The organism is Kitasatospora sp. Xyl93, from assembly GCF_055383135.1.
The window spans coordinates 1,647,805-1,673,569 of the sequence record NZ_AP029185.1 but is presented as its reverse complement, the minus strand read 5'-3'; the positions used below and the strand labels follow the sequence as shown (position 1 = coordinate 1,673,569).

Here is a 25,765-nt window from a genome sequence, read left to right as displayed (position 1 = left end):
GGTGACGGACGTCCGGGTAATCATCAGCCGCGAACCCGATCGGGAAGAGCGCGTGGTGACCACGGGCACTACGGCCGCCGAGCTCTTCGCCGACGACCGCTCGATCATCGCCGCCCGCGTCGGCGGCCAGCTCAAGGACCTCGCCTACGCCGTCCAGGACGGCGACGAGGTCGAGCCGGTCGAGATCGGCAGCAAGGACGGCCTGGACATCCTGCGCCACTCCACCGCGCACGTCATGGCCCAGGCCGTGCAGCAGCTCTTCCCCGAGGCGAAGCTCGGCATCGGCCCGCCGGTCAAGGACGGCTTCTACTACGACTTCGACGTCGAGAAGCCGTTCCACCCCGATGACCTCAAGGCCATCGAGAAGAAGATGCAGGAGATCATCAAGCGCGGGCAGAAGTTCTCCCGCCGCGTGGTCACCGACGAGTCCGCCCGCGAGGAGCTGGCCGCCGAGCCGTACAAGCTGGAGCTGATCGGCCTCAAGGGCTCCGCCGCCACCGCCGGCGAGGGCGCCGACGTCGAGGTCGGCGCCGGCGAACTCACCATCTACGACAACCTGGACGCCAAGAGCGGCGAGCAGTGCTGGGGCGACCTCTGCCGCGGCCCGCACCTGCCCAGCACCCGGCACATCCCGGCGTTCAAGCTGATGCGCAACGCGGCCGCCTACTGGCGCGGCAGCGAGCGCAACCCCATGCTGCAGCGCATCTACGGCACCGCCTGGCCGACCAAGGACGAGCTCAAGGCCCACCTGGACTTCCTCGTCGAGGCCGAGAAGCGCGACCACCGCAAGCTCGGCAACGAGCTCGACCTCTTCTCCATCCCCGAGGAGATCGGCTCCGGCCTCGCCGTCTTCCACCCCAAGGGCGGCATCATCCGCCGGGCCATGGAGGACTACTCGCGCAAGCGGCACGAGGAGGAGGGCTACGAGTTCGTCTACACCCCGCACGCCACCAAGGGGAAGCTCTTCGAGAAGAGCGGCCACCTCGACTGGTACGCGGACGGTATGTACCCGCCCATGCAGCTCGACGAGGGCGTGGACTACTACCTCAAGCCGATGAACTGCCCGATGCACAACCTGATCTTCGACGCGCGCGGCCGCTCGTACCGTGAACTGCCGCTGCGCCTCTTCGAGTTCGGGACGGTGTACCGCTACGAGAAGTCCGGCGTCGTGCACGGCCTGACCCGCGCCCGCGGCTTCACGCAGGACGACGCCCACATCTACTGCACCCGCGAGCAGATGGCGGAGGAGCTGGACTCCACGCTGACCTTCGTGCTCAACCTCCTCCGTGACTACGGTCTGACCGACTTCTACCTGGAGCTGTCGACCAAGGACCCGGAGAAGTTCGTGGGGACGGACGAAGCCTGGGAGGAGGCCACCCGCGTCCTGGCGAGCGTGGCCGAGAAGCAGGGCCTGCCGCTGGTTCCGGACCCGGGCGGCGCGGCCTTCTACGGCCCGAAGATCTCGGTGCAGGCGAAGGACGCCATCGGCCGTACCTGGCAGATGTCGACGATCCAGCTCGACTTCAACCTGCCCGAGCGCTTCGACCTCGAGTACACCGCGGCGGACGGCTCGCGCCAGCGGCCGGTCATGATCCACCGCGCGCTGTTCGGCTCGATCGAGCGGTTCTTCGCGGTGCTGCTGGAGCACTACGCCGGTGCCATGCCGCCGTGGCTGGCCCCGGTCACCGTCACCGGCATCCCGATCACCGACGAGCACGTGCCGTACCTGCTGGAGGTCGCGGCCGAGCTCAGGAAGCAGGGGATCCGGGTCGAGGTGGACACCTCGGACGACCGCATGCAGAAGAAGATCAGGAACGCCCAGAAGACCAAGGTCCCGTTCATGCTGATCGCGGGCAACGACGACGTCGAGGCCGGCGCCGTCTCCTTCCGCTACCGCAACGGGGAGCAGAAGAACGGCGTGCCCCGTGACCAGGCGATCGCCGAGATCGTCGATGCTGTGGCGCGTCGTGTCCAGGTGTGACGGCTTCCCCGCCTGAGCGGGGGTGACCCGAACCCGATGTGCCAGCGGATCCAGGGCACAGCGGTATCGCGGGTACGCGCGGGGCAGGCTCTCGAAGAGTCTGCCCCGCGCGGCTTTGCATCCACCGTCGGGCGAATATGCTGATCAGCATGACGACTGAGCCGGAACTTCAGCGGGGCGTCGGCGAGCCGGACGGTTTCCGCCGCCTGTGGACGCCTCATCGGATGGCGTACATCCAGGGTGAGAACAAGCCCACCGGTCCGGCTCCGGACGACGGTTGTCCGTTCTGCTCCATCCCGTCCCTGAGCGACGAGGACGGGCTGGTCATCGCCCGGGGGAGCGCCGTGTTCGCGGTGCTGAACCTGTACCCGTACAACGGCGGGCACCTGATGGTGGTCCCGTACCGGCACGTGGCCGACTACACCGACCTGGACGAGGCCGAGACGGCCGAGCTGGCGGACTTCACCAAGAAGGCGATGACGGCGCTGCGGGCGGCCTCCGGGGCCCACGGGTTCAACATCGGGATGAACCAGGGCGCGGCGGCCGGGGCCGGGATCGCGGCGCACCTGCACCAGCACGTGGTGCCGCGCTGGGGCGGGGACACCAACTTCATGCCGGTGGTCGGCCACACCAAGGTGCTGCCGCAGCTGCTGGCGGACACCCGGAAGATGCTGGCCGAGGTCTGGCCGCAGGGCTGAGCCGGAGTACACGCGGAAGGGCCCCGCCGAGAATTCCCGGTGGGGCCCTCCCGCGTTCCGCGCCGGATCAGCCGGCGTTGAAGGTGTCGACGTCGTACGGCCGGGGGCTCTGCGCCTCGGACTTGATGACCGAGGTGCGGTTCTTGAAGAAGCGGTCCGCGTCCAGGTCGTGCTCCTCCAGGAACTCCAGCGTGGCCGCGTGGACGGCGGCGAGCACCGGGACGGAGGCGTTCTGCGCGTTGTCGACCATGGAGCGGTTCTCCCAGGCCCGGCCGGCCCAGATGTGGCGCAGGCCGAACGGCTCCGGCAGTCCGAGCCCGCCGCCGAGCCAGCCCAGCAGGCCGGGCATGCGGTAGAACGGGGCGCGGACGGCCTGGCGGACGACCTCGTCGTTGTCGATCAGGGGGAGCTTGACGGTGCGCTCCTCCCAGAACTTCACGGTCTTCGCGACCGACTTCTCCTTGTCCTTGGGCTTGTCGAAGAAGACGCCCTTGACCGGGCCCAGCGCGTAGCCGGACACGGTGATGTTCAGGACGTTGGCGAGCAGGGTGACGGTGACGGTGAAGGTGAGGACCAGCTTGCCGTCGTGGGTGATGAACTGGGTGGCGAGGTAGTGCCGGGGGCCGCCGGAGAAGGTCTGCTTGTCGGCGACGCTCTGCACGGCGAAGTCGCGCATCCGGTCGCCGTCCATGTCGGCGTTGGCGGGGCGGCTGATCTCGTCGGCGCCCTCGCCGATGTCGAAGACCACCCACTGCTTGATGGCGACGTTGGGCATGCCGCTGTTGGCGACGTGGCTGACGCCGAGGCCCTTGAGGTGGGAGGAGATCCGGCGGACCAGGTCCCAGGGGTGGAAGGCGCGGAAGTCGGCATGGCCCTCGGCGGGGTGGAGGGTGTCGGCGAGGCGCCACTCGCCCCAGCGGCGGCCGGCGCCCAGGATGCCCTTGGGACCGGCGTAGTGGTGGATGTTGGTCTCCTGCTCGGCGTCCAGGCGGCCGAGCTTGTCGCGCAGGTCGGCGGCCTTCTTGTCGAGGTCGTCGCGGGGGACGGCCTTGGCGACCGAGGCGGCCACCACGCTGCCCTCGACCAGCGCCTGCCAGCGGGAGCGCAGGTCCTTGGCGGAGCGCTCGACGATCCGGCGGGCGAGGTACCAGCCGACGATCGGCGCGAGCATGGTGACGCGCAGGTAGACGCCGATGAAGCCGGCGGCCGGCGGGCGCAGCGCGAGCAGGACGGCGAGGGCCGCCGCCGCGGCGAGCACGATGCCGCCGTAGACGGCCGCGTTCTTCGGGTTGTCCCGCTTGAGCCAGGCGCGGAGCTGGAAGGCGCCGAGCCAGACCAGGGTGCCGGGGAGGAAGAGCACGCCGGTGGCGATGGAGACGGTGCTGAGCTGCCGGTCGCGGGTGTTGCGCAGTTCCTCGGCGGCCAGGCAGTGTTCGACGACCTGGCGGGTGTCGACTCCGAAGGCCGGGACGAGGGGCTTGCGGTCGCCGCCGAGGGCCCGGGAGATCAGCGCCTTGCTGAAGGCCTCGCCGAGGTTGGGGCGGAAGAGCGCGAAACGGCCCTTCTTCTCCGTGGCGTCGGCGACGGCGTCGACGAAGCCCTTGATCTCGCCGTCCCGGTAGGCGGTCGAGGAGAGTCCCTGGGTGATGGCGGTCTGCGGACCGGCGTCGGTCCGGGGTATCTGCGCACCCGGGGTCATGTCGAGTGTGGTCACGGTGGCGTCCCCTCCTCCCCTTGTCAGCGGCAGGTTACCGTGCCGTGGCACCCCCGCGCGGATGATCGTCTGAAGTACCGTCACCGGAGGCCTGAGGGGCATGATGCCCAGCCACCGGCAGGTCGATGCCCGTTGAGGTGGCGGTGGTGGCGGTGGGGCAGGATGGACGGTGGGAACGTGGAAAGGGGAGCGGCCGTGAAGGATCCGGTGCTGGTCTTCGACGGGGACTGTTCGTTCTGTTCGTCCTGCGTCCGCTGGGCGGAGCGGTACCTGCGGCAGACGCTGGCCTCGGGGGGCTGGGAGGCGGTGCCGTTCCAGTTCGCGGATCTGGCGGGGCTGGACGCGCTGGCCGGCGGCCGGGGGGAGGTGTCGGCCGGGCGGGCGGAGCGGGAGGTGCTCTGGGTGACGCCGACCGGCCGGGTGTACGGGGGCGCGCAGGCGGTTGCGCGGCTGCTGATGCGCTCCGGCGGGGTGTGGGCGTATCTGGGCGCCGTGTTGACGGCGGCGCCGGTCCGGCCGTTGGCGGGGCTGGTCTACCGCTGGGTGGCGCGCAACCGGCACCGGATGCCGGGGGGTACGGCGGCGTGCGCGCTGCCGGACCGCAATCCCGCCCGGCCGTAGGGCAGCCGGTGGTTCAGTCGGTGTAGCGCTCGGCCAGGGCGGCGGGCATGGGTTCGTGGCGCAGGTAGGCGCGGGAGAACTCGGCGGTGCCGTGGGTGAGCGAGCGCAGGTCGACCGGGTAGCGGACCAGTTCGAGTTCGGGGACCTCGGCGCGCAGCAGGGTGAGGCCGGTGCCGCCGGTCTCGCTGCCGAGGACGCGGCCGCGGCGGGCGGAGAGGTCGCCGAGGACGGCGCCGAGGTAGTCGTCGGGGAGCAGGACGCTGACGGCGGCGACGGGTTCGAGCAGACGGATGACGGCGTGCTCGGCGGCGTCGCGCAGGGCGAGGGCGGCGGCGTTCTGGAAGGACGCGTCGGAGGAGTCGACGGAGTGGGCCTTGCCGTCGGTGAGGGTGACCCGGACGTCGACGAGCGGGTAGCCGGTGGTGACGCCCTTGGCGAGCTGGGCGCGGACGCCCTTCTCGACGGAGGGGATGAAGTGCTTGGGGACGGCGCCGCCGACGACGTGCTCCTGGAACTCGAAGCCGGAGCCGGCCGGGAGCGGTTCGACCTCGAGCTCGCAGATGGCGTACTGGCCGTGGCCGCCGGACTGCTTGACCAGGCGGCCGTGGCCGACGGCGGCGGTGCCGAAGGTCTCGCGCAGGGCGACCTTGGGTTCGACGGTGTCGACGTGGACGCCGTGGCGGGTGCGGAGGCGGTCGAGGACGACCTCGGCGTGCGCCTCGCCGGTGCACCAGAGGACGAGCTGGTGGGTGTCGGGGTTCTGTTCCAGGCGGAGCGCCGGGTCCTCGGCGGCGAGGCGGGAGAGGGCCTGGGAGAGCTTGTCGTCGTCGGCCTTGCTGTGGGCTTCGACGGCGATCGGGAGCAGTGGCTCGGGGAGGGCCCAGCCGTCGAGGTCGACGGGGTGGCCGGGGTCGTGGACGGTGTCGCCGGCGCGGGCGGTGGTGAGTTTGGCGGCGCAGACGAGGTCGCCGGCGACGGCGTGCGGGACGGGTCGCTGGAGCTTGCCGAAGGGGCTGGTGAGGCCGGTGACGCGTTCGTCGCCGTTCTGGTCGGCGGCGTGGGCGGGGCCGGTGAGGTGGATCCGGGTGTCGGGGCGCAGGGTGCCGGCGTACAGGCGCAGCAGGCTGATCCGGCCGACGTAGGCGTCGCCGGTGACGCGGACGACCTGGGCGGCGAGCGGGGCGTCGGGGTCGCAGGCGGGGGCGGGGCGGGTGCGTTCGGTGGGGTCGGGGAAGCTGTGCGCGATGAGGTCGAGGAGTTCGGCGGCGCCGAGGCCGTTCTCGCTGGTGGGGACGGCGGGGTGGAGGGCGCAGGAGAGGACTTCGCGGCGCAGGCCGGCTTCGAGGGAGTCGGTGTCGAGGGGGTCGCCGGAGAGGTAGCGCTCCATGAGGGTGTCGTCCTGGCCGGAGATGGCTTCGACGAGGCTGTCGTGGGCGGGGGCGGTGTCGGGGAGGGGCTCGGCGTCGCCGTAGGTGTCGCCGGTGAGGAGGTCGACGCTGCCGTCGGGGTGTCCGTCGTGGAGGACGGGCAGGAAGAGCGGGCGGAGGGTGTCCGGGCCCAGGTCGAAGGCGTCGTGGCAGGCGGTGAGGATGTCGTCGAAGCCGGTGCGGGCGAGGTCGAGTTTGGCGACGGCGATGGCGCGGGGGATGCCTTCGGCGGCGCATTCGCGCCACAGGGCGCGGGTGGGGGCGGTGACCGGGTCGGTCGCGGAGACGACGAAGACGGCGGCGTCGGCGGCGTGGAGGGCGGCGCGCAGGTCGGCGGTGAAGTCGGGGTGGCCGGGCGGGTCGATCAGGTTGATCTTGACGCCCTTCCATTCGAGCGGGAGGAGCGCGAGCTGGACGGAGCGCTGCTGCTGGTGCTCGATGTCCTCGTGGTCGGAGACGGTGGTTCCGTCGGTGACGCGGCCGGCCCGGCCGGTGGCGCCGGCGGCCAGGGCGAGGGATTCGGCGAGGGTGGTCTTGCCCACACCGCTGGAGCCGATGAGGACGACGTTGCGCAGGTCCTGCGGGCCGGTGACGGCGGGTGCCTGGCCGGCTCGTGCCGTGCTGCGGTCGGGCATCGGGGTCTCCTCCCGTGGCGCCGAGGCTGTCCATCGCAGTCTAGGGTCGGGTTCGGTGGGGCGCGTCTCGTGACGGCCGGTCGGTGACCGTGGGTGTGCGTGCGGTGGCGGGGGCGGCGTCCGGCGGTGCGTGCGCCGGAGCGTGTCCCCGGCGTGGCTACGATGGGTGCGCCGGACGGGCTGATCCGCCCGGCCGTCTGCCGCGCGTGCTGCGCCAGGCGGGTATCTGGGAGATCGGAGCGGCTGGGAAGGCCATGCTCAACAAATACGCGCGTGCCTTCTTCACACGTGTCCTGACCCCGTTCGCCGCGTTCCTGATCCGTCTGGGTGTGAGCCCGGACGCCGTGACGCTGATCGGTACCGCCGGTTCGGTGGCCGGTGCGCTGGTGTTCTTCCCGCGTGGGGAGTTCTTCTGGGGCACCATCACGATCACGCTGTTCATCTTCTCGGACCTGGTGGACGGGAACATGGCCCGCCAGCTGGGTCGGAGCACGAAGTGGGGGGCGTTCCTCGACTCCACCCTGGACCGGGTCGCGGACGCGGCGATCTTCGGCGGTCTGGCGATGTGGTACGCGGGCAAGGGTGACGACGACCTGCTCTGCGCGGTGGCGATCTTCTGCCTGGCGAGCGGTCTGGTGGTGTCGTACACCAAGGCCCGGGCGGAGAGCCAGGGTCTGCCGTGCGACGTGTCGGGGCTGGTGGAGCGGGCCGAGCGGCTGGTGGCCAGCCTGGTGGCGGCCGGGGTCGCGGGTCTGCACAAGTTCGGTGTGCCGTACGTGGAGTGGCTGCTGCCGGTGGCGTTGTGGCTGGTGGCGGCGGGCAGCCTGGTGACGGTGTTCCAGCGGATGCTGACCGTGCGCCGGGAGGCGTTCGAGGCCGACCGAGCGGCGGCCGGGAGCTGATGGGGGGCGTCCTGCGGTGACGGACCGACTGGTGTACTGGGCGTACGCGCTGGGGTGGGGGCTGCTGAAGCACCTGCCGGAGCGGGTGGCCCGGGGGTTGTTCGACCGGCTGGCGGACTTCGCGTGGCGCAGGCGCGGCAAGCGGGTGCTCCAGCTGGAGGCGAACCTGCGCCGGGTCCGTCCGGGGCTGGACGAGGCCGGGCTGCGGGAGCTGTCCCGGGCCGGGATGCGCTCGTACCTGCGGTACTGGATGGAGTCGTTCCGGCTACCGGTGTGGAGCCGGGAGCGGGTGGCCCGGGACGTCCAGGTGGAGGGCTTCGAGAACCTGCGGGCGGTGTTGGAGGCCGGGCGGGGCGCGGTGATAACGCTGCCGCACATGGGCAACTGGGACCTCGCGGGGACGTGGGTGGCGCAGCAGGGCTACCCGTTCACCACGGTCGCGGAGCGGTTGAAGCCGGAGCGGCTGTTCGACCGGTTCGTGGCGTTCCGGGAGGGCCAGGGCATGGAGGTGCTGGCGCTGACCGGTGGTTCGGTGAACGTGGTCGGCACGCTGGCGCGGCGGCTGCGCGAGGGCCGACTGGTCTGTCTGGTGGGGGACCGGGACCTGTCGGAGGCGGGGATCGGGGTGACGTTCTTCGGTGAGGCGACCCGGATGCCGGCCGGTCCGGCGGCGCTGTGCCAGCGGACCGGGGCGGCGCTGCTGCCGGTCACGCTCTGGTACGACGGCCCGGTGCTGCGGGGGCGGATCCACTCCGAGGTGCCGGTGCCCGAGGAGGGCGACCGCAAGGAGCGCGTCCGGGCGATGACCCAGGCGATGGCGGACGTGTGGGAGCAGGGCGTCCGGGAGCACCCGCAGGACTGGCACATGCTGCAGAGGTTCTGGCTGGCCGACCTGCCGGTCCGTGAGACGGTGAGGGCCGCGTCCGCGGAGCGGGTGGAGGCGGCCGCGGAGCCCGCGGCCGAGGCCTCCGGGTCCTGATCCGTCGGCCGGGGCCTCCGGGGTCCCGAGCCGTTCCGCCGTCCCGCCCGCACGACCGTCCGAAGGAGCTTGAGGAACCCGTGAAGATCGGCATCGTCTGCCCGTACGACTGGGACGTCCCCGGTGGGGTGCAGTTCCACATCCGGGACCTGGCCGAGCACCTGATCGGCCTGGGGCACGAGGTGTCGGTGCTGGCGCCGGCCGACGACGACGAGGCGCTGCCGCCGTACGTGGTCCCGGCCGGGCGGTCGGTGGCGGTGCCGTACAACGGGTCGGTGGCGCGGCTGAGCTTCGGGTTCCTGTCCGCGGCGCGGGTGCGGCGCTGGCTGCACGACGGGCGTTTCGACATCCTGCACGTGCACGAGCCGGCCGCGCCGAGCCTGTCGATGCTGGCCGCGTGGTCGGCGACCGGGCCGATGGTGGGGACCTTCCACACCTCCAACCCGCGGTCGCGGGTGATGATCGCGGCCTCGCCGATCCTGCAGCCGGGGCTGGAGAAGATGCGGGCGCGGATCGCGGTGTCGGAGTACGCCCGGCGCACCCTGGTGGAGCACCTGGGCGGGGACGCGGTGGTGATCCCGAACGGCGTGGACGTGGGCTTCTTCGCCGAGGCCGAGCCGGACGAGCGCTGGACGGGCCACGCGGCGAAGGGGGAGCCGGGCACGATCGGCTTCATCGGGCGGATCAACGAGCCGCGCAAGGGCCTGCCGACGCTGCTGGCGGCGCTGCCGCGGATCCTGGCGGAGCGGCCGGGGGTGCGGCTGCTGGTGGCGGGCAAGGGCGACGAGGAGGAGGCCGTCGCGGGCCTGGCGCCCGAGGTGCGCCGGCAGGTGGAGTTCCTCGGCATGGTGAGCGACCGTGACAAGGCCCGGCTGCTGCGCAGCGTGGACCTGTACGTGGCGCCGAACACCGGTGGCGAGAGCTTCGGGATCATCCTGGTCGAGGCGATGTCCGCGGGGGCGCCGGTGCTGGCGAGCGACCTGGACGCGTTCAAGCAGGTGCTGGACGGCGGGGACGCGGGCGAGCTGTTCCCGGTGGAGGACGCGGACGCGCTGGCCCGTGCGGCGCTGCGGCTGCTGGGTGATCCGGCGCGGCTGGAGGAGCTTCGGGAGGCGGCCTCACGGCACGTGCGGCGGTTCGACTGGTCGACGGTCGGCGCGGACATCCTGGCGGTGTACGAGACGGTGACGGCGGGCGCGGCGGCGGTGGTCGAGGAGGACGAGCGCAGCGGGCGGCGCGGCCGGTTCGGGCTGGCCAGGGACTGAACCCCGAGGCCGGGGCCGGGTGGGGGCGGCGTTGGGGTCGGAGGTCCGTACCACTGCGATCCACGGGGGCACACACGATGCCGCAGATCTCCGTCGACTACTCGGCCGACCTGGCCGGCACCTTCGACCGCCGGGGCCTCGGCCTGGCGATCAACCGGCTGGCGGAGGAGACGATCGACGCGAGGCCCGGGTCCTGCAGGACGGTGTTCCGGCCGAGCGAGGTGCTGGTGGTCGGCACCGACGGGGCCGCCACCGACACCCAGGTGTTCGTGGAGTTCCAGATCTTCCCGGGCCGTGCTCCGGAGGCGAAGGCGGCGCTGGCCGAGGGCGTGCTCGCGCTGCTGGCCGAGTACGTCCGGCCGGAGCCGGGCACCCGGCTGTTCACCGCGGTGAACATCACGGACATCGACCGGGAGGGCTACCGGAACGCCACCGCTCGGGGCTGACCCGGTGACACCCGGTAACGTAGCGGCCCGTGACTACCTGGATCTGGGCCGGCGTGGCCGTGGTGCTGTTCGGCGTGTACCTGAGTTGGACGGCCGGTCGGCTGGACCGGTTGCACGCCCGGATCGACGCCGCGCGGGCGGCGCTGGACGCGCAGCTGGTCCGTCGGGCCTCGGTGGCGATGGAGCTGGCGACGTCCTCGCTGCTGGATCCGGCGGCCTCACTGCTGCTGCTGGACGCGGCGCACGCGGCCCGGCAGGCCGAGGACGAGCAGCGCGAGGTCGCGGAGAGCCAGCTGAGCCTGGCGCTGCGGGCGGTGTTCGAGGAGCCGGAGCAGATGGCGGCGCTGATGGCCGAGCCGGGTGGCGAGGACGCGGTTCGTGATCTGACGGCCGCTGTGCGGCGGGTGCCGATGGCCCGCCGGTTCCACAACGACGCGGTGCGGGCGGCGCGGGCGGTGCGCGAGCACCGGCTGGTGCGGTACTTCCGGTTGGCGGGGAAGGCGCCGTTCCCGTTGGCGTTCGAGATGGACGACGCCCCGCCGCCCGCCCTCACGCCCGAAGGGGCGCCTGCTTAAGGTGTCCCCGGATACGGCCCGTTTGTCGTATCCCGTCGTCCGGGCTGGACTTGGTGGCGCAAGAGTGGGTCACCCGTTCTGCCTACCATAGGGCGATAGCACTGATTCATCTTCGAGTGAGGTCTCACGTGTCCACCACCCCCACCACCGCAGACCAGCCGCAGATCGGCACCGCCCGGGTCAAGCGCGGCATGGCCGAGCAGCTCAAGGGCGGTGTGATCATGGACGTGGTCAACGCCGAGCAGGCCAAGATCGCCGAGGACGCCGGCGCGGTCGCCGTCATGGCCCTGGAGCGGGTCCCCGCGGACATCCGCAAGGACGGCGGCGTGGCCCGCATGTCCGACCCGAACATGATCGAGGAGATCATCGAGGCGGTCTCCATCCCGGTGATGGCCAAGTCCCGCATCGGTCACTTCGTCGAGGCCCAGGTGCTCCAGTCGCTGGGCGTCGACTACATCGACGAGTCCGAGGTGCTGACCCCGGCCGACGAGGTCAACCACTCGGACAAGTTCGCCTTCACCACCCCGTTCGTCTGCGGCGCCACCAACCTGGGCGAGGCCCTGCGCCGCATCGCCGAGGGCGCGGCCATGATCCGCTCGAAGGGCGAGGCCGGCACCGGCAACGTCGTCGAGGCCGTCCGCCACCTGCGCCAGATCAAGAACGAGATCGGCCGGCTGCGCGCCCTGGACAACAACGAGCTGTACGCCGCCGCCAAGGAGCTGCGCGCCCCGTACGAGCTGGTCAAGGAGGTCGCCGAACTCGGCAAGCTGCCGGTCGTGCTGTTCTCCGCCGGTGGCGTGGCCACCCCGGCCGACGCCGCGCTGATGCGCCAGCTGGGCGCCGAGGGCGTCTTCGTCGGCTCCGGCATCTTCAAGTCGGGCGACCCGGCCAAGCGCGCCGCCGCCATCGTGAAGGCCACCACCTTCTTCGACGACCCGAAGATCATCGCGGACGCCTCCCGCAACCTGGGCGAGGCCATGGTCGGCATCAACTGCGACACCCTGCCGGAGACCGAGCGCTACGCCAACCGCGGCTGGTGACCACCACCCCTTCCGGCCGGCCCGCCGCAGCGCCTCGGCGCGCGGCGGGCCGCGCCACGTAGTCCGTCGTAACGATCGATAGAGGTTGAAGACCGTGAGCACTCCTGTCATCGGCGTCCTCGCCCTCCAGGGCGACGTCCGCGAGCACCTGGTGGCGCTGGCCGAGGCCGACGCGCTCGCCCGTCCGGTGCGCCGCGCCGAGGAGCTGGCCGAGGTCGACGCGCTGGTGATCCCCGGCGGGGAGTCCACCACCATGTCCAAGCTGGCGCTGCTGTTCGGCGTGATGGACCCGCTGCGCGAGCGGGTCGCCGCCGGGATGCCGGTCTACGGCACCTGCGCGGGCATGATCATGCTGGCGGACAAGATCCTGGACGGCCGCGACGACCAGCAGACCGTCGGCGGCATCGACATGACGGTGCGCCGCAACGCCTTCGGCCGCCAGAACGAGTCCTTCGAGTCCGGGATCGACTTCGCGGGCCTGGACGACGCGCCGGTGCACGGCGTCTTCATCCGCGCCCCCTGGGTCGAGTCGGTCGGCGCCGGCGTCAAGGTGCTGGCCGAGCTGCCCGCCGCGGACGGCCCGGAGAGCCGGATCGTGGCGGTGCGCCAGGGCAACCTGCTGGCCACCTCGTTCCACCCCGAGCTGACCGGCGACCACCGGGTGCACGCGTACTTCGTGCGGATGGTCGAGGAGCACCTCGCGGCGGCCGCGCGCTGACCGGGCCGGCCGCGCGCTGACCGTGTGCGCCTCACCGGTGACAACACCGGTAAGATCTCATCTGTTCATTTCCCTTTGGCGACGTAAAGGAGCTGGCGATGTCCGGCCACTCTAAGTGGGCTACCACCAAGCACAAGAAGGCCGTGATCGACGCCAAGCGCGGCAAGCTCTTCGCCAAGATGATCAAGAACATCGAGGTGGCGGCGAAGACCGGCGGGCCCGACCCGGCGGGCAACCCGACCCTCTACGACGCCATCCAGAAGGCGAAGAAGAGCTCGGTCCCGATCGACAACATCAACCGCGCCGTCAAGCGCGGTGGCGGTCTGGAGGCCGGCGGTGCCGACTACCAGACCATCATGTACGAGGGCTACGGCCCGAACGGCGTCGCGGTCCTGATCGAGTGCCTCACCGACAACCGCAACCGCGCCGCCTCCGACGTGCGCGTCGCCATGACCCGCAACGGCGGCTCGATGGCCGACCCGGGCTCGGTGTCGTACATGTTCAACCGCAAGGGCGTCGTGATCGTCCCCAAGGCCGACGGCGTGGACGAGGACAAGGTCCTCGACATCGTCCTCGACCACGGGGCCGAGGAGGTCAACGACCTGGGCGAGTCCTTCGAGGTGCTCTCCGCGCCCAGCGACATGGTGGCCGTGCGCACCGCGCTGGTCGACGCCGGCGTCGAGTACGACTCGGCCGAGGCCAACTTCGTGCCGGACGTGCAGGTCGAGCTGGACGTCGACGGCGCCCGCAAGATCCTGAAGCTGATCGACGCGCTGGAGGACAGCGACGACGTGCAGAACGTCTTCGCCAACTTCGACATCCCCGACGAGGTCGGCGCGCAGCTCGACGCCGAGTGACACGGCGGCGTCCGATCGACGGTGGGTGACCGTTCCCACTGCCCGGCCCGGTGGTCCCTGGACCACCGGGCCGGTGTCGTCGGTCGGGTTGTCGGACCCGGACGGTAGCCTTCGCAGGTCGCCTGCGGGCGGCGGTCGACGAGAGGCGGGGCGAGTGGTTCGGGTACTGGGCGTGGACCCGGGGCTGACGAGGTGCGGGGTCGGCGTGGTCGAGGGCGCGCCGGGCCGGCCGCTGCGGATGGCCGGGGTCGGCGTGGTGCGCACGCCCGCCGAGGCCGAGATCGGGCAGCGGCTGCTCCAGGTCGAGCAGGGCATCGAGGCCTGGCTGGACGAGCACCGGCCCGACCTGGTCGCCGTCGAGCGGGTCTTCGCCCAGCACAACGTCCGCACCGTGATGGGCACCGCCCAGGCCAGCGCCGTCGCGATGCTCTGCGCCACCCGGCGCGGCATCCCCGTCACCCTGCACACCCCCAGCGAGGTCAAGGCCGCCGTCACCGGCTCCGGCCGGGCCGACAAGGCGCAGGTCACCGCCATGGTGCAGCGCCTGCTGCGGCTGGACGCGCCGCCCAAGCCCGCCGACGCCGCCGACGCGCTGGCGCTCGCCATCTGCCACATCTGGCGCGGCGGGGCGACCAACCGGCTGGAGGCGGCCGTCCGGGCCGCCCGCGCCACTCCCCGTACCACCTCCGTGAAGGGCACCGTCCGATGATCGCGTTCGTGCAAGGGCCCGTCGCGGCCATCTCCTCCGGGATCGCGGTGGTCGAGGTCGGCGGGGTCGGCATGGCCGTGCAGTGCACCCCGAACACACTGGCCGGGCTGCGGCTGGGCGAGCCGGCCCGGCTGGCCACCTCTCTGGTGGTCCGGGAGGACTCGCTCACCCTGTTCGGCTTCGCGGACGACGACGAGCGCGCCGTGTTCGAGATCCTCCAGGCCGCGCCCGGCGTCGGCCCCAAGCTGGCGCAGGCGATCCTCGGCGTGCACAGCCCCGACGCGCTGCGCGCCGCCGTCGCGGGCGGCGACGAGAAGGCGCTGGTCGCCGTGCCGGGCATCGGCAAGGCCAAGGCGGCCAAGCTGCTGCTGGAGTACAAGGACAAGCTCGGCGCCCCGCACGGCGCCGTCCCCGCCCAGAAGCCGATCGCGGCCGGCCCCGCGCCGTGGAGCGAGCAGCTGCACTCCGCGCTGACCGGCCTCGGCTACGCCCCGCGCGAGGCGGACGAGGCGGTCGCGGCCGTCACCCCGGAGGCCGAGGCGCAGCCGACGCCGGACGTCGGCGCCCTGCTCCGGCTCGCCCTGCGCGGCCTCAACCGCGCCCGCTGACCACCTGACGATCTGTCCCCTTGTCGACACCGGAGACTCTGGAGCCCGCGACGATGTACGACCCGGAACCCGCCGACCGGCTGGTCACGGCCGCCGCCGACGGTGAGGACCAGGCGGTGGAGGCCGCGCTGCGCCCCAAGCTGCTGGACGAGTTCATCGGCCAGGAGCGGGTGCGCGAGCAGCTGTCGCTGGTGCTCCAGGCGGCCCGCCAGCGCGGCAGCGCGCCCGACCACGTGCTGCTGAGCGGCCCGCCCGGGCTCGGCAAGACCACCCTGTCCATGATCATCGCCGCCGAGCTGGGCGCCCCGATCCGGATCACCTCCGGTCCGGCCATCCAGCACGCGGGGGATCTCGCGGCGATCCTCTCCTCGCTCACCGAGGGCGAGGTGCTCTTCCTCGACGAGATCCACCGGATGTCCCGGCCGGCCGAGGAGATGCTCTACATGGCGATGGAGGACTTCCGGGTCGACGTGATCGTCGGCAAGGGCCCGGGCGCCACCGCCATCCCGCTGGAGCTGCCGCCCTTCACCCTGGTCGGCGCCACCACCCGGGCCGGCCTGCTGCCGCCGCCGCTGCGCGACCGCTTCGGCTTCACCGGGCACATGGAGTTCTACGCCCCGGCCGAGCTCCAGCGGGTGGTGCACCGCTCGGCCACGCTGCTGGACGTGGAGATAGACCCGGCCGGCGCGGCCGAGATCGCCGGGCGCTCGCGCGGCACCCCGCGCATCGCCAACCGGCTGCTGCGCCGGGTCCGCGACTACGCCCAGGTCCGGCACGACGGGCAGGTCACCGCGGAGATCGCCGCCCAGGCGCTGGACGTCTACGAGGTGGACGCCCGCGGTCTGGACCGGCTGGACCGCGCGGTGCTGGACGCGCTGCTGCGGCTGTTCGGCGGCGGTCCGGTCGGTTTGTCGACACTCGCGGTCGCCGTGGGGGAGGAGTCCGAGACGGTCGAGGAGGTCGCCGAGCCCTTCCTGGTCCGCGAGGGCCTGCTCGCCCGCACCCCGCGCGGGCGGATCGCCACCGCCGCCGCCTGGCAGCACCTCGGCCTGACCCCGCCGGCGCAGACCCCGCCGGTCCAGACCACGCGCGGAAGCGTTCCGGCGCAGTCGGAGCTGTTCCCCGCCGACGAGAGTTGACCGCCATCGGCTGAACGGGTGAGTCCGGCCGGTCGGTTCCCGCCCCGCGCATCCGTGGCGGCACACGGAGGAGCCGGGACGGAAGTCCGGGGAAACAGTGCAGGCGGAGGGTCGCCACTTTCGGCGGCAGGATGCGATGCTTGGCGTTGTCCGATCGATTCGGGGTCGCCTAGACTCCGCCGGACCGCCCCTCTCACCTGACGGGCCGACCAATACCACACAGGCCGCCGGCCGGCGGCCCGTAAAGGACCCTGGCTGCAGTGAACCTCATCATCCTTCTCCTCCCGATCATCGCGATCGTGCTCATGTTCCGGTCGCAGAAGAAGCGCCAGCAGCAGATGCAGAGCATGCAGACCTCGCTGGAGCCCGGGGCGGGGGTGCGCACCATCGGTGGCCTGTACGCCCAGGTGAAGGCGGTCAACGAGGAGACCGTCGAGCTGGAGATCGCGCCCGGCGTGGTCGCCCACTTCACCAAGAGCGCCATCGCGGCCGTCCTGGACCCCCAGGAGTACGACGCGATCATCAACGGCCGCCCCGCCGATGACGAGCTGCCCGAGCCGGAGGCCGAGGAGGCCGACGCCGAGCCGGCCGAGGACAAGCCGCTGACGCTCACCAAGGACAGCGCCGAGAAGGGCGATGCCGAGGGCGGGGCTCCCGCGAGCAAGTAGTACGGACGGGCAACCCGCCCGGCCGCGCGGCGCAGTGCCGCGAGCCCACAGGACCTCAGGGCCGCACAACCGCCCGTACCCCCGTCCCGACGATCGCCGGCCGGGGGTACGGCCGGGGAAGTGGCATGGACAGGGAGAAACGAGCAAGGTGGCAACACCCAAGTCGCGCCCGCGCGACGGCTACCCAGGGCGGGCGCTTGCCCTCATCCTGGTCGTCACCGTCGGACTGGTCGCCCTCATGTTCGGGACGGGCACCACCAAGCCCCGGCTCGGGATCGATCTCGCCGGTGGCACCAGCATCACGCTGACCGCGAAGTCGTCCGACCCCAAGGCGCTCAGCAAGTCCAACATGGACATCGCCGTCGGGATCATCGAGCGCCGCGTCAACGGGATGGGTGTCTCCGAGGCGGAGGTCCAGACCCAGGGCTCGGACACGATCATCGTGAACATCCCCAAGGGCGGCGACCGGCAGAACGCGGCGGACCAGGTGGGTACCACCGCCAAGCTGTTCTTCCGCCCGGTCCTGGCCGTGGCCCCCAGCGGCATCAGCGCCCCGGCGCCGACCGGCACTCCGTCCGCGGCCGCCACCGGCACCCCGGGCGCGACCCCGTCCGCCGCCGCCACCGGCACCCCGTCGGCGACCGCGAGCGCCACCAAGCAGGGCCGCCCCGCGAGCGAGGCGCTGGCCGCCGAGGGCGCCACCCCGACCCCCGCCGCCACCGGCGCAGCGACCCCCGCCGCCACCGGCAGCGCGGCCCCGGCCGCCACCGGTGCCGCGAGCGCCGCGGCCACGCCGAACGCCGCCGACCTGAGCGCCGCGATGACCCAGGGCAGCGTGCCGCCCGAGCTGGCCGCCGCGTTCGCCGCCCTGGACTGCTCCAAGCCCGACGTCCGCGCCGCCCAGACCGGCGCCGAGGACAAGGCCGTCGTCGCCTGCTCGCAGAAGGCCGAGAACGGCTACTACGAGAAGCTGGCCCTCGGCCCCGTGGCCGTGAAGGGCTCGGACGTCTCCAAGGCCCAGGCCACCATCGACACCCAGACCGGCGCCGGCTGGCAGGTCCAGCTCCAGTTCAACGGCACCGGCACGGACGCCTTCACCAAGGTCACCGGCCAGCTGGCCACCCAGGCCCCGCCGAACAACCAGTTCGCCATCGTGCTGGACAACCAGGTCGTCTCCCACCCGCAGGTCAACGGGGCGATCCCGGGCGGCAGCGCGGTCATCACCGGCCGCTTCTCGCAGGCCGAGGCGCAGGACCTCGCCAACGTGCTGGGCTACGGCGCGCTGCCGCTGGAGTTCAGCAAGAGCGACATCACCACCGTCTCCCCGGCGCTCGGCAGCGACCAGCTCAAGGCCGGTCTGATCGCCGGCGCGATCGGCATGATCCTGGTGGTCGCCTACTCGCTGGTCTACTACCGCGGCCTCGGCCTGGTCTCGATCGCCGGTCTGCTCGTCTCGGCGGCCCTGACCTACTCGATCATGAGCCTGCTCGGCAACGCGATCGGCTTCGCGCTGAACCTGCCGGCGGTCTGCGGTGCGATCGTCGCGATCGGCATCACCGCGGACTCCTTCATCGTGTACTTCGAGCGCATCCGCGACGAGGTCCGCGAGGGCGCCCCGCTGCGCCCGGCGGTCCAGCGGGCCTGGCCGCGCGCCCGGCGCACCATCCTGGTCTCGGACTTCGTGTCCTTCCTCTGTGCCGCCGTGCTCTACGTGGTCTCGGTCGGCAAGGTCCAGGGCTTCGCGTTCACCCTGGGTCTGACCACCGCGCTCGACGTCGTGGTGATCTTCCTCTTCACCAAGCCGCTCATCACGCTGCTGGCCCGCCGGAAGTTCTTCCTGGACGGCCACCCGTGGTCCGGCCTGGACCCGAAGCGGCTGGGCGCCCGCCCGCCGCTGCGCAGCAGCCGTCGCCGTAACCCCTCCTCTGCCGCCGTGAAGGAGGCCTGACACCGTGTCACGCTTCTCCAACCTGGGCCACCGGCTCTACCAGGGCGAAGTCAGCTTCGACTTCGTCGGGCGCCGCAAGCTCTGGTACTCCATCTCCGGCGTGATCGTGCTGGTCGCGGCGATCGGCCTGGCCATGGGCCTGCACCTGGGCATCGAGTTCAAGGGCGGCTCGGTCTACACCGTGGCCAAGCCCGGCCTGACGGTCTCCCAGGCGCAGGAAACCGCGGACGGGGTCGTCTCCTCGCACCCGCTGGTGCAGTCGACCGAGAACGGCAAGATCCGCATCCAGGTCAGCACCGAGGAGCCGAAGAGCTCGGACCAGATCCGCACCGAGCTCTCGCAGAAGCTCGACGTGCCGCTGGACACCGTCGAGGCCCAGGTGATCGGCCCCAGCTGGGGCAAGCAGATCTCCCAGAAGGCACTCACCGGTCTGATCGTCTTCATGATCCTGGTGACGGTCTACCTGGCGATCGCCTTCGAGTGGCGGATGGCGGTGTCCGCCCTGGTCGCCCTCATCCACGACCTTCTGATCACCATCGGCGTGTACGCCCTGGTGGGCTTCGAGGTCACCCCGGGTACGGTGATCGGCTTCCTGACCATCCTCGGTTACTCGCTCTACGACACGGTCGTCGTCTTCGACACCGTGAAGGAGAACACCAAGGGGCTCACCAAGCAGAACCGGCTCACCTACAGCGAGGCCGCCAACGCGGGACTCAACCAGACCCTGGTGCGCTCGCTCAACACCACCGTGGTGGCGCTGCTGCCGGTCGCCGCGCTGCTGTTCATCGGCGGCGGCCTGCTGGGCGCCGGCACCCTGAACGACATCTCGCTCGCGCTGTTCATCGGTCTCGCGGCCGGTGCCTACTCCTCGATCTGCGTCGCCACCCCGCTGCTGGCGCAGCTCAAGGAGGAGCAGCCGGAGATGAAGGCGCTGCGCAAGCGGGTCCTCCAGCACCGCGCCGCGGCCGCCAAGGCCGAGGCCGCGGAGGGCGTCGCGGCGGACCAGGAGCCGTCGGGCGAGGAGCAGCCCGCGGGTATGGTCGGACAGCGCGGCCGTTCGGCCGGCACCGGCCGTGCCAAGGGCCGTCCGTCCACCAAGCGTTGACCCGAGGCACCGACAGACCGTGAAGGACATCACCGTGACCACCGCCGACACCGCACTGGCCGAGCTGCTGAACAGCCGGATCCGGGACGTCCCGGACTACCCGAAGCCGGGTGTGCTGTTCAAGGACATCGCGCCGCTGCTCGCCGACGCCGAGGCCTTCGGCGCCCTCACCCGGGCGCTGGCGGACCGGGCCAAGGAGCTCGGTGCCACCAAGGTGGTGGGCCTGGAGGCGCGCGGCTTCGTGCTGGCGGCCCCGGCGGCCTTCGCGGCCGGGCTCGGCTTCGTGCCGATCCGCAAGCAGGGCAAGCTGCCCGGCGAGGTGTTCCGGCGCTCGTACGAGCTGGAGTACGGCTCGGCGACGCTGGAGGTGCAGTGCGACGCCTTCGCGCCCGGTGAGCGGGTGCTGGTGGTGGACGACGTGCTGGCCACCGGTGGCACCATCGGCGCCTCGCTGGACCTGGTGAAGGAGGCCGGGGCCCGGCTGGCGGGCGTCGTGGTGCTGATGGAGCTGGGCTTCCTGGACGGCCGGGAGCGGCTGTCCGGGCACCTGGACGGCGCTCCGCTGGAGACGCTGGTCACGGTCTGAGGGCCTCCCGGAAGGACGGCGGTCGGAACATCCGACCGCCGTCCTTCCGTTTCCGGGCCCGGCCGGATGAACACCTCGGCGCCCGGCTCGGTACCATGAAGATTCATCCCCTCCCGGTTGTACCCGACCGTTCGGGTCTCGGCGGGGGTCGGCCCGGTGCCCCGAGGAGTTGTCCTTGCCCGACGAGGTTGTGCCCACGGCCGCAGCGGCCGCCCCCGAAGACCGTCCCACGCCCTCGGGGGCCACCCCGGCACGCCCGGCGCCCACCTCCTCGCGTTCGCTCGGCCCGTCGGGCCGCGGCTCCACCGGCGGCATGCGGGCCCGGCTGGCCCGGCTGGGCGGCCAGCGCTCCAGCGTGCTGAACCCCGTCCTGGAGCCGCTGTTCCGCTCGATCCGGGCCAACGACCCCAAGGCCGACCCGGCGCTGCTGCGCGACATCGAGAAGGCCTACGCGGTCGCCGAGAAGTGGCACCGCGGGCAGAAGCGCAAGAGCGGCGACCCGTACATCACCCACCCGCTGGCGGTGGCGACGATCCTGGCCGAGCTCGGCATGGACGCCCCGACCCTGATGGCCGGGCTGCTGCACGACACCGTCGAGGACACCGACTACGGCCTGGAGACCCTGCGCAAGGACTTCGGCGACTCGGTGGCCCTGCTGGTGGACGGCGTCACCAAGCTGGACCGGGTCAAGTTCGGCGAGGCCGCGCAGGCCGAGACCGTCCGCAAGATGGTCGTGGCGATGGCCAAGGACCCGCGGGTCCTGGTGATCAAGCTGGCCGACCGCCTGCACAACATGCGCACGATGCGCTACCTCAAGCGGGAGAAGCAGGAGAAGAAGGCCCGCGAGACGCTGGAGATCTACGCCCCGCTGGCGCACCGGCTGGGCATGAACACCATCAAGTGGGAGCTGGAGGACCTCGCCTTCGCGATCCTCTACCCCAAGATGTACGACGAGATCGTCCGGCTGGTCGCCGAGCGTGCCCCCAAGCGGGACGAGTACCTGGCGACCGTCATCGACCAGGTCCAGGCGGACCTGCGCGGCGCCCGGATCACCGCCTCCGTCACCGGCCGGCCGAAGCACTACTACTCGGTCTACCAGAAGATGATCGTCCGGGGCCGGGACTTCGCCGAGATCTACGACCTGGTGGGCATCCGGGTCCTGGTCGACACCGTCCGCGACTGCTACGCGGCGCTGGGCACCATCCACGCGCGGTGGAACCCGGTGCCGGGGCGGTTCAAGGACTACATCGCGATGCCCAAGTTCAACATGTACCAGTCGCTGCACACCACGGTGATCGGTCCCGGGGGCAAGCCGGTCGAGCTGCAGATCCGCACCTTCGACATGCACCGGCGGGCCGAGTACGGCATCGCCGCGCACTGGAAGTACAAGCAGCGCGCGGTGGCCGGGGCGTCCAAGGTCCGCACCGACACCCCGACCCAGGTCCGCAAGGACGACAAGGCCGGCGCCGTCAACGAGATGGCCTGGCTGCGGCAGCTGCTGGACTGGCAGAAGGAGACCGCCGACCCGGGCGAGTTCCTGGAGTCGCTCCGCTTCGACCTGGCCAGCAACGAGGTCTTCGTCTTCACCCCCAAGGGCGACGTGATAGCCCTGCCGGCCGGGGCGACCCCGGTCGACTTCGCCTTCGCGGTGCACACCGAGGTCGGCTACCGGACGATAGGCGCCCGGGTCAACGGGCGGCTGGTGCCGCTGGAGTCGACCCTGGAGAACGGCGACACCGTCGAGGTGTTCACCTCCAAGGCGGAGAACGCCGGCCCGTCCCGGGACTGGCTGGGCTTCGTCAAGTCGCCGCGCGCCCGCAACAAGATCCGCGCCTGGTTCTCCAAGGAGCGCCGCGAGGAGGCGATCGAGCACGGCAAGGAGGCGATCGTCCGGGCGATGCGCAAGCAGGGCCTGCCGATCCAGCGGATCCTGACCGGCGACTCGCTGGTCACCCTGGCCCACGAGATGCGCTACCCCGACATCTCCTCGCTCTACGCCGCGATCGGCGAGGGCCACGTCGCCGCGCCGAACATCGTGCAGAAGCTGGTCCAGGCGCTCGGTGGCGAGGAGGGCGCGACCGAGGACCTGGCGGAGACCGCCACCCCGACCCACGACAACCGCCGCGCGGCGCGCCGCCGGGCCAAGGGCGACCCGGGCGTGATCGTCAAGGGCGTCGAGGACGTCTGGGTCAAGCTCTCCCGCTGCTGCACCCCGGTGCCGGGCGACCCGATCGTCGGCTTCGTCACCCGCGGCAACGGCGTCTCGGTGCACCGCGCCGACTGCGTCAACGTGGAGGCGCTGAGCCAGCAGCCGGAGCGCATGATCGACGTCGAGTGGGCGGCCACCCAGTCCTCGGTCTTCCTGGTGGCCATCCAGGTCGAGGCGCTGGACCGCTCCCGGCTGCTCTCGGACGTCACCCGGGTGCTCTCCGACCAGCACGTCAACATCCTGTCGGCGGCCGTGCAGACGTCCCGGGACCGGGTGGCGATGAGCCGCTTCACCTTCGAGATGGGCGACCCGAAGCACCTGGGCCACGTGCTCAAGGCGGTGCGCGGCGTCGAGGGCGTGTACGACGTCTACCGCGTCACCTCCGCCCGCAAGTAGCGGCGGGTACGCGCAAGGCCCCCGGGAGCGGTCCCGGGGGCCTTCGTCGTCCAGCGCGGCGAGGAGATCAGCCGCTGAACTCCTCCTGGCTGCGGTGCGCCTGCTCCAGCAGGGTCCGCACGCCGGCCAGCTCGGACTCCAGCTTGGCGGTCCGGGAGGCGTTGCCGGCCGCGCGGGCCTTGTCCAGGTCGGCCTGGATCTTGTCGGCCTTGGCCTGGAACAGGCCCACCATGCCGGCCGCGCGGGCCTTGGCCTCCGGGTTGGAGCGCTTCCACTCGGCGTCCTCGGCCTCGCGGATGGCCCGCTCGACCGCGTTCAGCCGGCCGTCCAGCTTCGGACGGACCTCGCGCGGCACGTGACCGATCGCCTCCCAGCGCTCGTTCACCTCCCGCAGCGCGGCCTTGGCGGCCTTGAGGTCGGTGATCGGCAGGATCGCCTCGGCCTCGGCGGCCAGCGCCTCCTTGAGCTTCTGGTTCTCCACCTGCTCGGCGTCCCGCTCGCTGAACACCGCGGAGCGGGCCTGGAAGAAGACGTCCTGGGCGCCGCGGAACCGCGCCCACAGCTCGTCCTCGACGTCCCGCTGGGCCCGGCCGGCGGCCTTCCAGCGCGCCATCAGGTCGCGGTACGAGGCCGCGGTGCTGCCCCAGTCCGTGGACGAGGACAGCGCCTCGGCCTCGGCGACCAGCGCCTCCTTGGTCTGCCGGGCCCGCTCGCGCTCGGCGTCCAGGGTGGCGAAGTGCGCCTTGCGGTGCTTGGAGAAGACCGAGCGGGCGTGCGAGAAGCGGTGCCAAAGCTCGTCGTCGCTCTTGCGGTCCAGCCGCGGCAGGCCCTTCCAGGTGTCCACCAGGGCGCGCAGCCGGTCGCCGGCCTCCCGCCACTGGGTGGACTCGGCGAGCTGCTCGGCCTCGGAGACCAGCGCCTCCTTGGCCGCGCGGGCCTCGTCCTGGGCCTTGGCGCGGGCGGCCTTGCGCTCCTCGCGCCGGCTCTCGATCTCGCCGGCGAGCGTGTCCAGCCGCTTGGCCAGGCCCTCCAGGTCACCGACCGCGTGCCCCTCGACGACCTGGGCGCGCAGGTGCTCCAGCGCGGTCTGGGCGTCCTTGGCGGCCAGGTCGGTGGTGCGCACCCGCTTCTCCAGCAGGCCGATCTCCACCTCGATGCCCTGGTACTTGCGCTCGAAGTAGGCGAGGGCCTCCTCGGGCGAGCCGGCCTGCCAGGAACCGACGACGCGTTCACCGTCGGCCGTCCTGACGTAGACCGTGCCCTGCTCGTCCACACGGCCCCACGGGTCGCTGCTCATAGCGCGTCCTCCACATGACGTCGCGCCCGCGCCGGGGCGGCGCGCGTCCGTCGTCCACAGTTGATGTGCGACGGACCGAAAGAAGTCCGCCGTCCCCGTCCGCCGTGCCTTGCTGCCGAGGGTGACGGCCAGGCGGGTGCGGGCACCCTATACGACGCCAACATAGGCGACCAGGCCCGGTGCTGTCCGCATCCGGGCCGGGCGATTTCGGCCCGGGGCCGTGCGGGGGCGGCGCGCACGCCACCCGCCGACGCCCCCGGGGTAGGTCAACCCTTCGCCACCGTAACGGAGTTGAAGGTGACGTCGGCCATCGGGTGGCCGTCCGGCGAGCCCTCCAGGGTGCCCGCGGCGGCGATCTTCTGGACCGCGTCCAGGCCGCCGGTGACCTTGCCGAACGGGGTGTAGTTCGGCGGCAGCTTGGTGTCCTTGTAGACCAGGAAGAACTGGCTGCCGTTGGTGCCCGGGCCGGAGTTGGCCATCGCCACGGTGCCGGCCGGGTAGGTCGCGCCGGTCAGGTTCTCGTCCGCGAACTTGTAGCCGGGGCCGCCGGTGCCGCCGGGAACGGTCGCGCTGGCGGTCGGGTCGCCGCACTGGAGCACGAAGATGCCGTCGGTGGTGAGGCGGTGGCACTTGGTGTGGTCGAAGTACTGCTCGCCGGCCAGGAACGCGAAGGAGTTCACGGTGTGCGGGGCCTTGGCGGCGTCCAGCGCGACCGTCACCTTGCCGCAGTTGCTGTCCAGCGTCATCGTGTACGAGCCGCTGGGGTCGATGGTCATGGGCGGCTCGGCCTGCCACTGCTTGCCGTTGGGCGCGCCCGGCGCCGGGGCCGCGCAGCCCTCGACCGGCTTGCGGGTCGGGGTGGTCGGCTCGTCGGTGCCGGTCGGCGCGGCCTGGGGGCGGTCCGCGGCCGAGGCCTTCGTGTCGCCCTTGTCGTCCGAGCTGAACGCGCCGGTGGCGATCAGGGCGCCACCGCCGGCCAGCACCACGACGGCGAGCGAGGCGCCCAGGATCGTGTTCCGCCGCTTGCGCGCGGCCTGGGCCGCGACCCGGCGCTCCAACTGGCGCTCGTACTTCTCGCGGGCGAGCTGCCGCCGCCGCTGTTCGCTGCTGACCACCGGCCGTGTCTCCTACGGATGTGCGGGAAAAGTGGATGGATTCCGGAGCGGATCATCGCATCCCTCGGCGGCCAAGTGTAGGGACCGGGCCCGTAAGAACGCGGTGAACCTGTCAGGCCGCCGCGCC

General features: G+C 71.9%; 22 protein-coding genes and 1 pseudogene. 19 read left to right on the top strand and 4 right to left on the bottom strand.

Annotation, left to right across the window (positions count from 1 at the left end; all coding sequences use genetic code 11):
• The first annotated feature begins 1 nt into the window (after position 1).
• Together thrS and ACZ5GH_RS06950 are read left to right on the top strand one after the other, a co-directional pair.
• Positions 2 to 1,981, top strand: coding sequence for a threonine--tRNA ligase (gene thrS, locus ACZ5GH_RS06955; RefSeq protein WP_387750806.1), 1,980 nt, complete (start codon positions 2 to 4; stop codon positions 1,979 to 1,981).
• A gap of 137 nt (positions 1,982 to 2,118) precedes the next feature.
• The gene (locus tag ACZ5GH_RS06950; protein ID WP_097238679.1) at positions 2,119 to 2,679 is read left to right on the top strand and encodes an HIT family protein; all 561 of its coding nucleotides are present in this window, start codon (positions 2,119 to 2,121) and stop codon (positions 2,677 to 2,679) included.
• A gap of 67 nt (positions 2,680 to 2,746) precedes the next feature.
• Here ACZ5GH_RS06950 and ACZ5GH_RS06945 read toward each other — a convergent pair whose 3' ends face one another.
• On the bottom strand, positions 2,747 to 4,393 hold the full coding sequence (locus tag ACZ5GH_RS06945; protein ID WP_464333721.1) for a hypothetical protein: 1,647 nt from the start codon (positions 4,391 to 4,393) through the stop codon (positions 2,747 to 2,749).
• Between the two features lie 195 nt (positions 4,394 to 4,588).
• Here ACZ5GH_RS06945 and ACZ5GH_RS06940 point away from each other — a divergent pair, with 195 nt between their 5' ends.
• The gene (locus ACZ5GH_RS06940) at positions 4,589 to 5,014 is read left to right on the top strand and encodes a thiol-disulfide oxidoreductase DCC family protein (protein WP_387750811.1); all 426 of its coding nucleotides are present in this window, start codon (positions 4,589 to 4,591) and stop codon (positions 5,012 to 5,014) included.
• Positions 5,015 to 5,027: 13 nt separating this feature from the next.
• On the opposite strand, the gene ACZ5GH_RS06935 is transcribed toward ACZ5GH_RS06940, so the two are convergent.
• On the bottom strand, positions 5,028 to 7,076 hold the full coding sequence (locus tag ACZ5GH_RS06935; protein WP_387750813.1) for an elongation factor G-like protein EF-G2: 2,049 nt from the start codon (positions 7,074 to 7,076) through the stop codon (positions 5,028 to 5,030).
• Positions 7,077 to 7,330: 254 nt separating this feature from the next.
• Here ACZ5GH_RS06935 and pgsA point away from each other — a divergent pair, with 254 nt between their 5' ends.
• The 16 genes and pseudogenes from pgsA to ACZ5GH_RS06855 all read left to right on the top strand — a co-directional run.
• On the top strand, positions 7,331 to 7,978 hold the full coding sequence (gene pgsA, locus ACZ5GH_RS06930; protein ID WP_387750816.1) for a phosphatidylinositol phosphate synthase: 648 nt from the start codon (positions 7,331 to 7,333) through the stop codon (positions 7,976 to 7,978).
• A gap of 16 nt (positions 7,979 to 7,994) precedes the next feature.
• A complete protein-coding gene (locus ACZ5GH_RS06925; protein WP_464333720.1) occupies positions 7,995 to 8,957 on the top strand; it encodes a phosphatidylinositol mannoside acyltransferase in 963 nt (320 codons plus the stop codon).
• 80 nt (positions 8,958 to 9,037) lie between these two features.
• On the top strand, positions 9,038 to 10,222 hold the full coding sequence (locus ACZ5GH_RS06920) for a glycosyltransferase family 4 protein (RefSeq protein WP_464333719.1): 1,185 nt from the start codon (positions 9,038 to 9,040) through the stop codon (positions 10,220 to 10,222).
• A 77-nt stretch (positions 10,223 to 10,299) separates the two neighbouring features.
• Entirely contained in the window at positions 10,300 to 10,668 is a 369-nt protein-coding gene (locus ACZ5GH_RS06915) for a 5-carboxymethyl-2-hydroxymuconate Delta-isomerase (RefSeq protein ID WP_464333718.1), read from the top strand.
• Between the two features lie 29 nt (positions 10,669 to 10,697).
• On the top strand, positions 10,698 to 11,243 hold the full coding sequence (locus ACZ5GH_RS06910) for a LemA family protein (protein WP_464333717.1): 546 nt from the start codon (positions 10,698 to 10,700) through the stop codon (positions 11,241 to 11,243).
• Positions 11,244 to 11,371: 128 nt separating this feature from the next.
• A complete protein-coding gene (gene pdxS / locus ACZ5GH_RS06905; protein WP_350633191.1) occupies positions 11,372 to 12,283 on the top strand; it encodes a pyridoxal 5'-phosphate synthase lyase subunit PdxS in 912 nt (303 codons plus the stop codon).
• Positions 12,284 to 12,377: 94 nt separating this feature from the next.
• Positions 12,378 to 13,001: a pyridoxal 5'-phosphate synthase glutaminase subunit PdxT gene (pdxT, locus tag ACZ5GH_RS06900; RefSeq protein ID WP_464333716.1), complete on the top strand. Its 624-nt coding sequence runs from the start codon at positions 12,378 to 12,380 to the stop codon at positions 12,999 to 13,001.
• A 98-nt stretch (positions 13,002 to 13,099) separates the two neighbouring features.
• Positions 13,100 to 13,858, top strand: coding sequence for a YebC/PmpR family DNA-binding transcriptional regulator (locus ACZ5GH_RS06895; RefSeq protein ID WP_387750831.1), 759 nt, complete (start codon positions 13,100 to 13,102; stop codon positions 13,856 to 13,858).
• Between the two features lie 154 nt (positions 13,859 to 14,012).
• Positions 14,013 to 14,567 carry a crossover junction endodeoxyribonuclease RuvC gene (gene ruvC / locus ACZ5GH_RS06890; RefSeq protein WP_387750834.1) on the top strand — a complete coding sequence of 185 codons (555 nt, stop codon included), beginning with the start codon at positions 14,013 to 14,015 and terminating at the stop codon, positions 14,565 to 14,567.
• On the top strand, positions 14,564 to 15,175 hold the full coding sequence (gene ruvA, locus ACZ5GH_RS06885; RefSeq protein ID WP_387750836.1) for a Holliday junction branch migration protein RuvA: 612 nt from the start codon (positions 14,564 to 14,566) through the stop codon (positions 15,173 to 15,175). The genes ruvC and ruvA overlap by 4 nt, the downstream gene beginning before the upstream one ends.
• A gap of 53 nt (positions 15,176 to 15,228) precedes the next feature.
• Entirely contained in the window at positions 15,229 to 16,314 is a 1,086-nt protein-coding gene (ruvB, locus tag ACZ5GH_RS06880; RefSeq protein ID WP_387751914.1) for a Holliday junction branch migration DNA helicase RuvB, read from the top strand.
• Positions 16,315 to 16,574: 260 nt separating this feature from the next.
• Positions 16,575 to 16,982 carry a preprotein translocase subunit YajC gene (gene yajC, locus ACZ5GH_RS06875; RefSeq protein WP_387750839.1) on the top strand — a complete coding sequence of 136 codons (408 nt, stop codon included), beginning with the start codon at positions 16,575 to 16,577 and terminating at the stop codon, positions 16,980 to 16,982.
• A gap of 148 nt (positions 16,983 to 17,130) precedes the next feature.
• Positions 17,131 to 18,930, top strand: coding sequence for a protein translocase subunit SecD (secD, locus tag ACZ5GH_RS06870; protein ID WP_387750841.1), 1,800 nt, complete (start codon positions 17,131 to 17,133; stop codon positions 18,928 to 18,930).
• Between the two features lie 4 nt (positions 18,931 to 18,934).
• A complete protein-coding gene (gene secF / locus ACZ5GH_RS06865; protein WP_464333715.1) occupies positions 18,935 to 20,035 on the top strand; it encodes a protein translocase subunit SecF in 1,101 nt (366 codons plus the stop codon).
• 34 nt (positions 20,036 to 20,069) lie between these two features.
• Positions 20,070 to 20,621, top strand: coding sequence for an adenine phosphoribosyltransferase (locus ACZ5GH_RS06860; protein ID WP_387750847.1), 552 nt, complete (start codon positions 20,070 to 20,072; stop codon positions 20,619 to 20,621).
• 193 nt (positions 20,622 to 20,814) lie between these two features.
• Positions 20,815 to 23,226, top strand: a pseudogene (locus ACZ5GH_RS06855) (RelA/SpoT family protein); the annotation flags it as partial.
• A 67-nt stretch (positions 23,227 to 23,293) separates the two neighbouring features.
• Here the strand turns inward: ACZ5GH_RS06855 and ACZ5GH_RS06850 are convergent.
• A complete protein-coding gene (locus tag ACZ5GH_RS06850) occupies positions 23,294 to 24,523 on the bottom strand; it encodes a DUF349 domain-containing protein (RefSeq protein WP_464333714.1) in 1,230 nt (409 codons plus the stop codon).
• Between the two features lie 266 nt (positions 24,524 to 24,789).
• Complete coding sequence (locus ACZ5GH_RS06845) at positions 24,790 to 25,638, bottom strand: peptidylprolyl isomerase (RefSeq protein WP_464333713.1); 849 nt, start codon at positions 25,636 to 25,638, stop codon at positions 24,790 to 24,792.
• Between the last annotated feature and the right edge of the window lie 127 nt (positions 25,639 to 25,765).